The sequence below is a fragment of the Thalassospira sp. ER-Se-21-Dark genome (assembly GCF_017922435.1).
In the GTDB taxonomy this organism is placed as follows: domain Bacteria; phylum Pseudomonadota; class Alphaproteobacteria; order Rhodospirillales; family Thalassospiraceae; genus Thalassospira.
On sequence record NZ_VDEZ01000002.1, the window covers coordinates 798,742 to 812,434 of the forward strand.

17 protein-coding genes are annotated in these 13,693 nt (G+C 53.7%); 2 read left to right on the plus strand and 15 right to left on the minus strand.

The window, feature by feature from the left end:
- Window positions 1-30: 30 nt before the first annotated feature.
- The 3 genes from plsX to FHI25_RS11400 form a co-directional block, all read right to left on the minus strand.
- Window positions 31-1,110, minus strand: a complete 1,080-nt coding sequence (plsX, locus tag FHI25_RS11390) for a phosphate acyltransferase PlsX (RefSeq protein WP_063089467.1) — start codon at window positions 1,108-1,110, stop codon at window positions 31-33.
- Between the two features lie 255 nt (window positions 1,111-1,365).
- Entirely contained in the window at window positions 1,366-1,944 is a 579-nt protein-coding gene (locus FHI25_RS11395) for a YceD family protein (RefSeq protein WP_210517907.1), read from the minus strand.
- Window positions 1,937-2,509 carry a ubiquinol-cytochrome C chaperone family protein gene (locus FHI25_RS11400; RefSeq protein WP_210517910.1) on the minus strand — a complete coding sequence of 191 codons (573 nt, stop codon included), beginning with the start codon at window positions 2,507-2,509 and terminating at the stop codon, window positions 1,937-1,939. Before FHI25_RS11400 ends, FHI25_RS11395 begins: the two co-directional genes overlap by 8 nt.
- Before the next feature lie 165 nt (window positions 2,510-2,674).
- On the opposite strand from FHI25_RS11400, the gene bamE reads away from it, so the two are divergent.
- Entirely contained in the window at window positions 2,675-3,124 is a 450-nt protein-coding gene (gene bamE, locus FHI25_RS11405) for an outer membrane protein assembly factor BamE (RefSeq protein ID WP_008891102.1), read from the plus strand.
- Between the two features lie 29 nt (window positions 3,125-3,153).
- Here the strand turns inward: bamE and thiL are convergent, their stop codons facing one another.
- The 9 genes from thiL to rpiB all read right to left on the minus strand — a co-directional run bounded on the left by thiL (window position 3,154) and on the right by rpiB (window position 10,273).
- A complete protein-coding gene (gene thiL / locus FHI25_RS11410) occupies window positions 3,154-4,128 on the minus strand; it encodes a thiamine-phosphate kinase (RefSeq protein WP_210517912.1) in 975 nt (324 codons plus the stop codon).
- 1 nt (window position 4,129) lies between these two features.
- The gene (nusB, locus tag FHI25_RS11415; RefSeq protein WP_008891104.1) at window positions 4,130-4,627 is read right to left on the minus strand and encodes a transcription antitermination factor NusB; all 498 of its coding nucleotides are present in this window, start codon (window positions 4,625-4,627) and stop codon (window positions 4,130-4,132) included.
- The gene (gene ribH / locus FHI25_RS11420; protein ID WP_008891105.1) at window positions 4,627-5,091 is read right to left on the minus strand and encodes a 6,7-dimethyl-8-ribityllumazine synthase; all 465 of its coding nucleotides are present in this window, start codon (window positions 5,089-5,091) and stop codon (window positions 4,627-4,629) included. The genes nusB and ribH overlap by 1 nt, the downstream gene beginning before the upstream one ends.
- Before the next feature lie 4 nt (window positions 5,092-5,095).
- Complete coding sequence (gene ribB, locus FHI25_RS11425) at window positions 5,096-6,250, minus strand: 3,4-dihydroxy-2-butanone-4-phosphate synthase (RefSeq protein WP_210517915.1); 1,155 nt, start codon at window positions 6,248-6,250, stop codon at window positions 5,096-5,098.
- Between the two features lie 6 nt (window positions 6,251-6,256).
- On the minus strand, window positions 6,257-6,844 hold the full coding sequence (locus tag FHI25_RS11430) for a riboflavin synthase (RefSeq protein WP_064781434.1): 588 nt from the start codon (window positions 6,842-6,844) through the stop codon (window positions 6,257-6,259).
- Between the two features lie 4 nt (window positions 6,845-6,848).
- A complete protein-coding gene (ribD, locus tag FHI25_RS11435; protein WP_210517917.1) occupies window positions 6,849-7,970 on the minus strand; it encodes a bifunctional diaminohydroxyphosphoribosylaminopyrimidine deaminase/5-amino-6-(5-phosphoribosylamino)uracil reductase RibD in 1,122 nt (373 codons plus the stop codon).
- A complete protein-coding gene (nrdR, locus tag FHI25_RS11440) occupies window positions 7,970-8,443 on the minus strand; it encodes a transcriptional regulator NrdR (RefSeq protein ID WP_008891109.1) in 474 nt (157 codons plus the stop codon). The genes ribD and nrdR overlap by 1 nt, the downstream gene beginning before the upstream one ends.
- A 24-nt stretch (window positions 8,444-8,467) precedes the next feature.
- Window positions 8,468-9,742 (minus strand): serine hydroxymethyltransferase, encoded by a 1,275-nt coding sequence (gene glyA / locus FHI25_RS11445; protein ID WP_210517920.1) that lies wholly within the window; start codon window positions 9,740-9,742, stop codon window positions 8,468-8,470.
- 87 nt (window positions 9,743-9,829) lie between these two features.
- Window positions 9,830-10,273: a ribose 5-phosphate isomerase B gene (gene rpiB / locus FHI25_RS11450; RefSeq protein WP_008891111.1), complete on the minus strand. Its 444-nt coding sequence runs from the start codon at window positions 10,271-10,273 to the stop codon at window positions 9,830-9,832.
- A gap of 464 nt (window positions 10,274-10,737) precedes the next feature.
- On the opposite strand from rpiB, the gene FHI25_RS11455 reads away from it, so the two are divergent.
- Window positions 10,738-11,157 (plus strand): MucR family transcriptional regulator, encoded by a 420-nt coding sequence (locus FHI25_RS11455; RefSeq protein ID WP_008891112.1) that lies wholly within the window; start codon window positions 10,738-10,740, stop codon window positions 11,155-11,157.
- A 123-nt stretch (window positions 11,158-11,280) separates the two neighbouring features.
- On the opposite strand, the gene FHI25_RS11460 is transcribed toward FHI25_RS11455, so the two are convergent.
- The 3 genes from FHI25_RS11460 to FHI25_RS11470 form a co-directional block, all read right to left on the minus strand.
- Window positions 11,281-12,396, minus strand: coding sequence for a branched-chain amino acid ABC transporter substrate-binding protein (locus tag FHI25_RS11460; RefSeq protein WP_008891113.1), 1,116 nt, complete (start codon window positions 12,394-12,396; stop codon window positions 11,281-11,283).
- Window positions 12,397-12,602: 206 nt separating this feature from the next.
- Window positions 12,603-12,959 (minus strand): DUF6867 family protein, encoded by a 357-nt coding sequence (locus FHI25_RS11465; RefSeq protein WP_008891114.1) that lies wholly within the window; start codon window positions 12,957-12,959, stop codon window positions 12,603-12,605.
- 11 nt (window positions 12,960-12,970) lie between these two features.
- Complete coding sequence (locus FHI25_RS11470; protein WP_008891115.1) at window positions 12,971-13,681, minus strand: ABC transporter ATP-binding protein; 711 nt, start codon at window positions 13,679-13,681, stop codon at window positions 12,971-12,973.
- Window positions 13,682-13,693 lie beyond the last annotated feature (12 nt).

A 13,693-nucleotide genomic window follows, 5' to 3' on the forward strand; every position in this document is an offset into this window, starting at 1 on the left:
CGCCGGTTTTCTGTTTTTCTGGTGGGTTAATCAGTTGGCTTGACCAACAGGAACGGCAACGTCTTCTTGCTCCGCATTTTCAAGACCGCTCATGGCCTCTTCAAATAGTGCAAGCTCGTGCTTGATGCTGTCATTGAGGTTGTTCACGATCAGATCGTGGCAAACCCCGATAGCGTTGGAAAATCCAAGCGCGTCGGTGCCGCCATGGCTTTTGACCGCAATACCATTAAGGCCAAGCAACATGGCCCCGTTATAACGGCGCGGATCCATGCGATCACGGAAACGCTGAAGCGAACGACGGGCAAGAAGATAACCGATCTTGGCAAAGAACGAACTTTTGAACGTTTCGCGCAGGAAATGCACCAGCAGACGCGCAGTACCTTCTGCAGTTTTCAGCGCAACGTTGCCGGTAAACCCGTCAGTCACGATCACATCGACCGTACCCTTGGCCAGGTCATCCCCTTCAACAAAGCCCTCAAAACGGATCGGCAGATCAATGTCGCGCAAAATCGCCGCGGCTTTCTTGACCGACTCATTCCCCTTGAGTTCTTCGATACCAACGTTGAGCAAACCGACAGACGGTTTTTCAAGGCCAAACAGGATCCGTGTGAACACTTCACCCATCAGGGCAAACTGTACAAGGTTGTGTTCGTCACATTCGATGTTTGCGCCAAGGTCAAGCATCACCGTCTCGCCGCGCTGTGTCGGCATATAGGTGGCGATTGCCGGGCGATCGATGCCGCGGACAGTTTTCAAAACGAACTTGGCCATCGCCATCAGCGCACCGGTATTCCCGGCAGACACAACACCCTGAGCGTCGCCCTCTTTGACGGCGTTGATGGCAAGACGCATGCTGGAATCACGGCGCTGGCGAAGCGCGACGGAAGGTTTGTCTTCCATCATGACTTCCTGCGAAGCGTGGCGGATGTCGCTGACAGCTTCCAGTGTTGGATATTTGGCCAAAAGCGGTTTGAGTTTCGCTTCATCACCAAACATCAGAAACTTGAGATGGGGCAAACGCTTGAGCGCAATTTCGGCACCAGCCAAAACCATCTCAGGCGCGTGGTCTCCTCCCATCGCGTCAAGTGATATGCAAACCTGTTCAGGCAACGTATTCTCTTATGGTTGTTCTAAAATCTCTGAACCGGATATCCGGCAGGCAAGCCAATAGGCAAAGCTTGTCATCAATGGGCCGGAACGCCCGTAATTACCGGAATTCTCCACCAGATACAAGGTAAAGCACATTCCGGCTGCCCACACCATAACAGCGTGAACGCGATCATAGTGCAGTCAAAACGTGAAATGCCGGTAAATACCGGCATATTCAACAAGCCTAATCATCAGACGTTCCCGCCCGGATGACCACTATTTTTTCTTTTCAAGCTGTTCTTTAAGGCCTGCAAGCTGCGCAAACGGGTTGGGTTTGTCGGCGTCGGCCTCTTCTTCGGTCTGGATCGAGTCCGGCAGTTCTGCATCATCCTTGCGCGGATACGGGTCCATCGCAACGGCAAGGAACTGTGCCACAACCTCGCCCAGATCAATCATGCCATCGACAAGCGGCTCGGGCTGTTCAAGCAGCGCCATCAATTCGGCTTCTGACAGATTTTCAAGGTCGTCCGGGTTTGACGGCATGTCTTCTTCGGAAACATGCGGTGAGAAAAGAACCTCGACCGTATCTTCAACGGTTTCCGGCACGGGCTCGAGTGTGGCGACACAGCGCTGAACGATTTCGGCACTCATCGGCCCACGCACGGTAACTTCGCCGTTTGACGCGGTTTTAACTTCGAGCTCGGCGCGCAGGCTATCAATCGAAACCAGCTCGAACCGTTTGGCCAGTTCGGCACGTTCCTGTTCGTTGGCTTCAATAACAAGTTTCTCTTTGCCTTTAACCATTTCGTCGGTTTTGACAATACGGGAAAACTCGGGGGTAAAATTATCAGGCATCAGGTCGTTCTTTCTCGTGCGAGTCAGATACAGCAACAGCCGGGACATCGGGAAAATGAACCGCGCCGTTCTGCATTTGCAAAATGGGTTGATTTTCAAGGCTGGCCAGCGCGTCGTGGATATAGCCGACCATCGCCATAAGTTGTTCATTGCTGACATTACAGTCAGCGTAAAGATTGCGGTCCAGTGCGGCGGCAAGCTCGGCTGCGCCAGACTGAACACCTTCTTCATAGGCAACAATGCGCCCATGATAGGATTCAGACATCTTTCGGATCCGTTTCAGGATACCGACATCGCCGATCCCCATTTCACGCATGTTCTGATCAAGATCAGAAAACATCACATCAAAGATGCGCTGTGCGAGATCACGGTCACCATCATCGGCCTTCAAACGCCGAAACAGGATGAACGCATGAACGAGAATAAGGTCAAAGCGCCCTTCCATCTTATCGGGAACGCCAAGCTTTGCGTAGAAGTCCGGTTGGCGCGCCTGGGTTACCATTGCCGTGTAAAGCTCGAACGCAGCAGTTTGCTTGCGGTCTTTTTTCTTAAGCCATCCAAACAACAGTAACACTCCTTCGTTGACATTCCTGTCGTGGCACGCAGAATGCCGTAAATCTCTTTGGGGCATGTCTGCCCCATGCATTGCCCGGCAATATCATGCGCCTCGCGCAGAAACTCAAGGCAATTCCGGTTTCGCTTCAAGAAGAGGGTCGCTCAGGTGAGCTTCATGGATAACAAAACTACCCGCATTCCCCTGATCATGCTGGCAGGGCTGGCTATTGCCTTTGTCGCTGCCTGCAGCCCCAGAATTGCGACCCGCGGCCACGCGCCGGACCCAGAACAGCTTGAACAGATCTCTGTCGGAGAATCGACCAAGGGTGATGTCACCAATATTCTGGGATCGCCATCATCGGTTGCCGCCTTTGACGAAAATGTCTGGCTTTATATTTCCAGTGTGACCGAGACCGTTGCGTTCTTCGAACCCGAAACCGTCCAGCAGAAAGTCATTCTGATTAGCTTCGATGCGGCCAACCGCGTCGAAATCCTGAGTGAATATGACCTCGAAGACGGCAAGCCGGTTATCCCGACGGACCGCGTTACACCAACTGCTGGTCGTGAAATCACCATCCTGCAGCAGCTCTTTGGCAACCTGGGTCGCTTCAGCGAGCAGAAATAAGCCGCCTGAGCCGATATAGAGATCTATCGTTATTTAAAATGGTCGAACCCGCCATCTGCGAGTTCGGCCATTTTTCCATCCGTCCCGATCAGTGATACAATACCAACCTCATCCGTCACCCCGCCGATGACGGTGAAAGCATCGCCAAGGGCAGCAACATCGTCGGGTGCGCCCACAATCAGAAGTTCGTAATCATCACCGCCCGCAAGAATGCGCGACCACTGGTCTTCATCTCCATCCAGCACAGCGCGCGCTGCCTTGGATAACGGAACAGCATCGCGGTTGATCAAAAGACCGACACCCGAAGCAGAACAAATCTTGCGGCAATCCCCTGCAAGCCCGTCGGAAATATCCATGGCAGCCAGGCGTCGTTTCGATGCGATACAGGCCGCACTTTCGGTCATTCGCGGCTGCGGCAACCAATAACGGTCTTTCAGGAACGCGGCCAAATCCGGGTCAAGATCGGGAAATTCGCCGTTCAGCGCTGCCAGCCCCAAGGCCGCATCACCCAACGTTCCGGTGACGGCCAAAACATCCCCCGGCTTTGCCAGATCACGCCGAAGGGCCCTGCCCGTTGGAACATAGCCAAATGCCGTCAGACTGAAGAATGTCGGTCCCGGCGTTGCAACCGTATCTCCGCCCCAAAGGGAAACATCATAAGCCGCACAATCTTCGCCAAAACCCTTGGCAAACCTTGCAACCCAGTCATCAGACAGATCGCGATTATAACCCGAACTCAAGACGACGCCGCCCGGTCGGGCGCCCATGGCCGCCAAGTCCGACAGGTTCACCCGCAGAACTTTCTTCGCGACCAGTTCCGGTTCATCAATGCTTCGGAAATGGATATCAGCCACCAGCGCATCGGTTGTGACAACAACCTCGTGCCCGGCGGGTGGTGAAAATACGGCCGCATCATCCTTCAAAGACAATGCGGCCGGATCACTTTGCGCGATGGGCGCAAAATGGCGCGCGATCAGTTCAAATTCGCCGGATCGCGCTGCCATATCAATTCTGTCCGGCTTCACCGGGACGCAAGGTTTTCCCGATACGGTCCAGCACGGCATTGACCAGCTTCGGTTCGTTCTCGTCAAAGAACGAATGTGCTGCGTCGACATATTCCGTGATGACGACCCGCATCGGCACGTCTTCACGTGCGATCAGTTCATACGTGCCCGCACGCAAGATACTGCGCAGAACCGTCTCAAGACGCTGCGTGGTCCAGCCCTTTTCAAGCGCACCATTGATCAGCGCATCAAGATCGACCATGCGCGCGGCAACCCCCTGAACCAGATCGGCGAAAAAGCCGCGATCCGGATCGATCAGATCTTCGTTTGGCACATCAAGATCGCGACCACCCGCACCATCAAGGCGGAAGTCGGAATATTCGCGCACGATATCAGCGGCAGGCAGCTGCGAAAGCTCTGCCTGGTAAAGCGCCTGAATAGCGGCGAAACGCGCCGCGCTGCGCCGTTGTGCGGCTGATGCCTTTGATTTCTCGGTCATTACTTGTGATGTATTCCAAAGTGGTTTTGAACTTCAATCTGACGCAGAACAGCTTTGGCAGCCTCGCCACCCTTGTTCTTTTCGTCAGCCTTGGCCCGTGCAAGTGCCTGCGCCTCGTTCTCGACAGTCAGGATGCCATTGCCAATTGCCAGGTTGTAGTCAAGGCAAAGCTGCATCAGCGCACGGTTGGCTTCTTCGCAAATGTGATCGTAATGCGTGGTTTCGCCACGAATAACACACCCCAGCGCAAGATAACCGTCATAGCGCGGACCGGTAGCCAGTTCTTCCATCGACTGCACAGCATAACGGATGGTAATCGGCACTTCAAACGCACCCGCGACCGAAATACGGTCCCATGTCGCGCCACCAGCTTGCAGCGTCGAAGCCGCCCCTTTGACAAGATCTTCGACGATATGCGTGTAATACGGCGCATCCACAATCAGAATGTGGGGGGCGTTGCTCATGATTTTATTCCTCCGAGACGACAAGCGGACGCTGATCAACCAGATTTAGACCGAAGCCGTCAAGTCCTACAATGTGGCGTTTGGTATTTGAAAGCAGAATCATGTCGCGAATGCCAAGATCATGCAAGATTTGCGCACCGACACCATAGTCGCGCAAATCGCCATCACCGTTTTCATTCGCCAGTTCCTGACGCAGGGCATCGCCATCACCGCCATTCATCTCGATCAGTTTGGCAATCGATGCAGACAGCGTGTTCGGACGCGGTTCACGAATCAGGACAACTACACCACGCCCCTCCTCGCCGATCTGGCGCATGGCAGCGGAAAGTTGGCCCTGATGGCCCGTTTGGGTATCGCCCAAGACATCTTCTATCACATTTAAGGCATGCACACGGGTCAGAACCGGCACATCATCAGAAATATCACCTTTGACCAGTGCAATATGTTCGGCATAGGTGACGTTGTTGACATAAAGATGCATGTCAAACTCGCCGCCATTCACACTTTTGATCTTGGTGGTGGCCTTACGCTGAACCACCTTTTCATGCTTGCGGCGATAGCGGATCAGATCGGCAATTTGTGCGATCTTAAGATCATGCTTCTTGGCGAACTCAACCAGTTCAGGCAAACGCGCCATTTCACCCGAATCACTCATGATTTCACAAATGACACCCGACGGGTTCAGGCCCGCAAGGCGTGCAATATCAACCGACGCCTCCGTATGACCAGCACGCACCAAAACCCCACCCGGACGCGCGCGAAGCGGGAATACATGGCCCGGTGTCACGATATCGTGGCGACCGGCATTGGGATCAATTGCGACGGCCACAGTCCGCGCACGGTCCGGGGCAGAAATACCGGTGGTAACACCAGTCTTGGCTTCGATCGATACGGTAAAGGCTGTTTCGTGGCGCGTACCGTTATGCGCACTCATCATGGTCAGGCCAAGCTCGTCGCAACGCTCAGATTCAAGCGTCAGACAAATCAGGCCGCGACCATGGGTTGCCATGAAGTTGATGGCATCGGGCGTTGCCATCTGGGCCGGAATAACCAGATCGCCCTCGTTTTCGCGGTCCTCGTCATCGACAAGAATGAACATCCGGCCATTGCGGGCCTCTTCGATGACGTCTTCGATTGGCGAAAGATAATTATGCGGCATTGTTGATCAATCCTTGCCCAGCATGCGCGCGACGTAGCGTGCCAGCATATCAATTTCAAAGTTGATCCGGTCGCCCGGCTGCTTTGAACCCAATGTGGTTTCGTTTTGGGTATGCGGTATCAGATTGATACCAAATGTGTTCCCGTCAACCTCATTGACGGTCAATGACACACCTTCAAGTGTCACCGACCCCTTGGATGCGATATATTTCGCAAAGGCTTCGGGCACTTCAAATGTCAGGCGCAAAGAGTCGCCTTCGGGTACGCGTTTGGTCAGCGTTGCGACCCCGTCGACATGCCCGGATACGATGTGACCACCCAACTCATCGCCGACACGCGTCGCCTGTTCGAGGTTGACTTTGGATCCGACAACAAGATCACCCAGCGTTGTCCGCGACAGGCTTTCTGCCGATGCCTCGATGGCAAACCAGTCATCACCGGTTTCGATCACGGTCATGCAGGCCCCATTGCAAGCAATTGATGCCCCCAAAACGATCTTTGAGGTATCAAACGATGTGGTGAACTCAAACCGGGTGTCGCCGGTTTTCTCGATTGCACGAACGGTTGCGATATCGGTGATGATGCCAGTGAACATTCATTTATTCCGTTATTTTATCGTAGGTTAGCGCAATATCCGCACCCACTTCACGAACTGAAGTACGTTTGAAATGCGGTGCGTCGGCAAGCTGTTTCAAACCAAGATCCGCAATCATTGCCTTGCCGTCACCACCGATCAGCGATGGCGCGACAAAATGAATGATACGATCGACAACACCGGCCCTGACCAAACCAGCGGCAAGATTTCCGCCACTTTCAACAAGGACACGCGTCAGACCTTCATCTGCCAGCTTACGCAGGACATCATGTAGGTCCAGATGATCGCCCGCGCATCCGGCAGAAATCATTTTTACCGCAGTTTTTTCAAATTTTTCCGATAGTTCGGCGAAATTCTTGTCGGCTGTCACCAGCCATGTCGGAACATCGTCGGCCGTCTGGACAAGCTTGGCAGTAACCGGCACGTCACCTGCACGGTCCAGAATGACACGCACCGGCGATTGATACTCCCGCCCGGCAAGGCGACAGGTCAAACTTGGATCATCGGCGATGACCGTCTTGGCACCGACCAGAATGGCGTCATGGTTGGCGCGCAGCATGTGACCTGCTTCGCGCGCGCTAGCACCCGTAATCCACTGGCTTTCGCCATCGGCTGTCGCAGATCGTGCATCAAGGGTGGACGCCAGTTTAAGGGTGACAAACGGACGGGAACGCTCGGCCTTGGACAGGAAACCTTCATTCACACGGCGGGCCCCGTCGGCATACAGCCCGACATCAACCTGAATGCCTGCATCACGCAGCATTTTGTGCCCCCTGCCCGACACACGCGGATCCGGATCGGTCAGCGCGCTGACAACGCGCGACACCCCGGCTTCAATCAGGCCGGTTGCACAGGGCGGCGTTTTGCCAACATGGCTACACGGTTCAAGGGTGACATAGGCAGTTGCACCACGGGCCAACGGACCGGCCACATCAAGGGCAACACGTTCGGCATGCGGGCGGCCACCGGGTTGTGTGCGACCACGGCCAACAATGGTGCCATCAGAAGAAACAAGGACACAGCCAACCGACGGGTTCGGCCAGACATTTCCCAAACCGCGTTTTGACAGGCTCAATGCGACCCGCATGAAATGCCGGTCGTCTTCGCTAAACGCGGGGGCTGTCATTACTCTGCGTCCGCCTCTTCTTCCCCATCATGCATTTTTTCGACGAATTGTTCGAAATCGCGGGCTTCACGGAAATTCTTGTACACCGAAGCGTAGCGTACATAGGCCACCTGATCGAGGGCATTCAGCGCCTCCATCACCATTTCGCCAATGGTATCGGTGGAAATATCGCTTTCGCCACTGCTTTCAAGACGGCGTTGAATGCCATTAAGGGCCTTTTCAACGCGTTCGTCTTCGATCGGGCGTTTGCGACACGCAAGAAAGATCGACCGCGCCAGCTTGTCGCGGTCGAACAATTCGCGTTGCCCGTCTGTCTTCACAACCATCAATTCACGCAACTGGACACGTTCGAATGTCGTGAAGCGCGATCCACAGGCAGGACAGAACCGGCGACGGCGAATGGCATGATGCTCTTCGGTCGGACGGGAGTCCTTAACCTGGGTATCGGTATGTCCGCAAAACGGGCAACGCATATTTTTATCTTAGCCTCAAATCGATCAGGAATAGATCGGGAAACGCTTGCAGAGGTCTTCAACCTTCGCACGGACGGCGGCCTCGACTTCGGCATTGCCTTCCGGGTTGCCGACCATGGCATCCAGAACGTCACCGATCAGTTCACCGATCTGCTGGAATTCGGCAACACCGAAACCACGCGTGGTACCAGCCGGCGTCCCAAGACGCACGCCAGACGTAATCGTCGGCTTTTCGGTGTCAAACGGAATACCGTTTTTGTTGCACGTAATGCCTGCACGTTCCAGTGCGACTTCCGCCGTGTTGCCTTTCAGGCCCTTCGGACGCAGATCCACCAGCATCAGGTGCGTATCGGTACCACCGGTCACGATGTCAAAGCCACGTTTGACGAGGACTTCGGCCAGTGCCTTGGCGTTATCAACAACCTGCTGGGCATATGCCTTGAATTCTGGACGAAGTGCTTCGCCAAAGGCAACAGCCTTGGCCGCAATCACATGCATCAGCGGACCACCCTGCAGACCCGGGAAGACGGCGGAATTGATCTTTTTGCCGATCTCGAGGTTGTTTGACAGGATCATGCCGCCACGCGGACCGCGAAGGGTTTTATGCGTGGTGGTGGTTACGACATCTGCATAAGGAAGCGGGCTCGGATGAACGCCACCGGCAACGAGGCCTGCAAAGTGCGCCATATCAACCATCAGCAAAGCGCCAACCTTGTCAGCGATTTCGCGGAAACGTTTGAAATCGATCTGACGCGGAATGGCCGAACCACCGGCAATGATCAGCGCCGGTTTGTGCTCAACCGCAAGGGCCTCAACCTGATCGTAATCAAGGGTCAGGTCGTCTTCACGAACGCCATACTGAACCGCGTTGAACCATTTGCCCGACAGTGCCGGACGTGCACCGTGGGTCAGGTGACCACCAGCATCCAGCGACATACCGAGAATAGTATCGCCCGGCTTGCAAAGGGCCAGCATCACCGCACCGTTTGCCTGCGCACCGGAATGGGGCTGAACGTTGACAAATTCGCAGCCGAAGATTTCCTTGGCGCGGTCAATTGCCAGCTGTTCGGCAACGTCAACATATTCACAACCACCGTAATAACGGCGCGAAGGATAACCTTCGGCGTATTTGTTGGTCAGGACAGTGCCCTGTGCCTCGATAACCGCTTTGGAAACGATGTTTTCCGAAGCAATCATCTCGATCTGGTTCTGCTGACGATCAAGTTCGTCGGTGACAGATTTGTACAGTGCCGGATCAGCTTCGGCCAAGCTGGTGGTGAAAAAGCCTTTGAACGACATGCGGGGGCCTCTTTCGATGCGATGTGACGGGGAGCGACCCTTGGGGGGCCGCTTGCCCGTTCCGGTTGATGCCAGATGGCGAGAAAATCAGACGGAGCAGGACATTTTTGCGACGCGACCTTCGTGACGACCGCCTTCGAATTCGGTCGACAAGAAGGTATCAACGCAATCAAGTGCCGTGGCTTCACCAATCAGGCGGGCACCAAGGCAAAGAACATTTGCGTTGTTATGTTGACGGCAAAGTTCCGTGGAAAGACGATCATGAACCAGCGCAGCGCGGATTTGCGGATACCGGTTGGCTGCCATGCTCATACCGATGCCAGATCCACAGACGAGAATACCCGCCTCGGCCTTGCCATCGATAAGGGCCTTGGCCACTGCCTGCGCATAATCCGGGTAATCAACCGAAGCCGAACCATCTGTGCCCAGATCAAGCACTTCAATCCCGCGCTTTTTCAAGGTTTCAGCAATGGTTGATTTCAGTTCCACACCACCATGGTCGGAGGCAATCGCAAGGGTTTTGACGGTCATAGGCGTGCCTTTATTCAAAAGCAAAAGTTAAAATTTGAGCGCCTTGTAGCATATAGCGTCGGGGCTGCCAACGCGCAGCTCATGCAAAACAGCAAGTTTTCCAAACAGAACTGACGCAGTAAAACCGTTATGGTTCAAACGCTCCGTATATTGAACACATATGTCAGCTTTAACGCCGTCAACAAGGTCCATGCAGGTATCAGAATGCCGCCATGGCCGTAAAGTACGATCCAGCCATATAAACAGTATTATTGCGCAATCTGTTTGGTTGTATTTCCTGTGCGACCTGAAATTTAAGAGGGTTTAATCATTGCCGCCAAAGCATACACTTTAATATAACATCCCGATAAACCAAAATAGGGTCTATTAAACAAATAACCTTGTGTTTTTCTGTGGTTTGACTATACCGACTGAATAGTGCATTAAGTTTAATGTGATTTATCAAATGAAGGATTACTTCAATTATGGCTGAAACCGAGAACAGCGTGCTTGATCGCGACGAACTTTTACAGATGACCGTCGACATTGTATCTGCCTATGTCAGCAACAATGCGCTTGCCGCGGCACAGATTCCGGAACTGATTTCGACTGTCTTTGCTTCTCTTGATGATATACACGGTGTTGAAAAAGAACCGGAACAGGAACCGTTGAAACCGGCTGTTCCGATCAAAAAATCTATTGGCGATGATTATATTGTCTGCCTCGAAGACGGCAAAAAGCTGAAAATGCTCAAACGTCACCTGCGCACGACCTATAACCTCACCCCGGAAGAATACCGTGCGAAATGGGGCCTGCCGGCAGATTACCCGATGGTCGCACCGAATTACGCCAAGCAGCGTTCGCAGTTTGCCAAGAAAATCGGTTTGGGTCGCAAGGCGAAATAACGCCTTCCCCAGTCAAATACCGAACGAAAAAACGCCGCCCTCATTCAGGGCGGCGTTTTTCGTATCCGACTGCAAAAGTCGGGTCAGTCCAGCTCTAGGCCGGACTGACCGTTTGCAGATGACTTAAGGATTCTGGATAGCACCGTCGGTGTACTGACCGTCTTTCCAGGTGTAGATCCAGTAACCCGGAGCATCGACGTCGCCTTTGGCGTCAAACGAGATTTCGCCAAGAACGGTGTCGAATTTCTCGGAATGCAGGGCATCTACAACCGGCTCAAAGTCGGTCGAACCAGCTTTGTTGGCAGCCTGTGCCCAAGCCTGGATCGCACCATAGGTGAACAGGGTGTAACCTTCCGGCTTGTAACCGATTTCGTCGAAGTATTTGACGAGGTCGGCGTTGCGCGGATCGGTTTCAATTGCAGGCGATGCGGTGAAGATGGTGCCTTCGCCGGAATCACCGGTAATTGCCCAATATTCAAGGGTGTTGATCGCGTCACCAGACATGACCATGGTGTCCATGCCCTGTGCGCGCATCTGACGGACGATCAGACCGAGTTCGGTGTGGTAACCACCATAATACAGAACTTCGATGCCTTCGGATTTCAGCTTGGTCACCAGAGCCGAGTAGTCTTTCTCAGCCGGGGTGATTGCTTCGTAAAGGGCTTCGGTTACGCCGTTCGCATTGAGGTTTTTCTTGGTTTCGTCAGCCAGACCTTTGGAATAAGCCTGTTTGTCATGAACGATGGCGATTTTCTTGTCGCCATAGTTTGCAGCCAGGTATTTACCAGCAACTTCACCCTGCTGATCGTCACGACCGCAAACACGGAACACGTTGTCCATGTCACGTTCGGTCAGCTGCGGGTTGGTCGAAGCCGGGGAAATCTGGATGATGCCCTCTTCGAAGTAAACTTCCGAAGCCGGGATCGAGGAACCAGAGCAGAAGTGACCAGCAACAAGTGCAACGTCTTTGCTAACCAACTGGTTGGCAACAGCAACAGCCTGTTTCGGATCGCAAGCGTCATCGCCGATTTCGAGGACGAGCATTTCGCCGTTCACGCCACCAGCTGCGTTGATATCAGCAACTGCTTTCTCTGCACCCTGGGTCATCTGTTCGCCAAATGCAGCATACGGACCGGTCATCGGACCAACGGTCGCGACAACGATGTCAGCTTTTGCTACACCCATTGAAAGAACAAGCGCGGAAGCAGTGGCAAGAAGGCCGAGCTTGGTTTTCGACATAAGAGAAGTCTCCCTGTTCCAAAGGTTGATTCCATCACCATGACAGAATCATCTTTTTGGATCTGAAACCGGCCCGTGTTTATCGCCGATTACCGGTTTCAGTTCCCTCGCACCATAGCGCTCCGTATTCGGGGCGCATAAGTACAAACCAGATGATTGCCCGTTATCGGGCAACCATGCGGGGACGCATTACGTCCCCGCAAATATCAGCGAACATCAGCACCTTCCCGGGCGCGATACGCAAACGGACCAACCCGTTCATACAGCCACGGATATTGCGACAGCATCTTGTTCACCTGCGTCAGGCGGAACGCCGCGAAGGTGATTGCAAACAGGATTACCGTATCAAAAATGTAGCCGGAAAGTGAAAGAAGCTCACCTTCAAACAGGGCAAAAACCATGAAACGGTCAACGCAGCCAAGCAGCAGTGCATAAGGCACAAGCTGCCAGGCCGGACGCCAGGTGTTTGCGATGGCCTGACCGGTCATAAAACCGCAGAACCCCATCAGGATGATGGTCATTCCGATTGTGACACCAATGCTGGTACCCGTAATCGCTTCCATCTCAGAACTCCCTAGTGGCCACCCTCGAGGTAGGCTGCGCGGACTTCCGGGTTTGCCAGAAGTTCCGCACCCGTCCCCGAGAGCGTGATATTGCCATTGACCATCACATATCCACGATGAGCCAGTTTGAGCGCATGGAATGCGTTCTGCTCAACGAGGAAGACTGTCATCTTTTTCTCGCGGTTAATCTTCTCAACCGTTTCGAAAATCTGCTTCACGATCAGTGGCGCCAGACCAAGTGACGGCTCATCAAGCAGAAGAAGACGCGGACGGCCCATAAGCGCACGGCCAATCGCCAACATCTGCTGTTCACCACCAGACATCGTACCGGCACGCTGGTTGATGCGTTCCTTCAGACGCGGGAACAAATCAAACACCATTTCGATATCCGAATTGAAATATTTCGGATCCTGGGTGATTGCGCCCATCTGAAGGTTTTCATAAACCGACATGCGCGGGAAAATACGACGCCCTTCCGGGGACTGCTGAATACCAAGCTGGCAGATCTCATGCATTGGCATGCGACTGATATCCTGGCCTTCAAACAGAATGCGCCCCTTGCTGGCCTGCGGCGAACCGCAGCAGGTCATAAGCAACGTGGTTTTGCCGGCACCGTTGGCACCGATCAGGGTGACGATTTCACCTTCATTGACTTCCATATCAATGCCCTTGAGGGCTTCGATATTGCCATAGAAGGTATGAACACCTTCGATTTTAAGCATGGACATATCGAT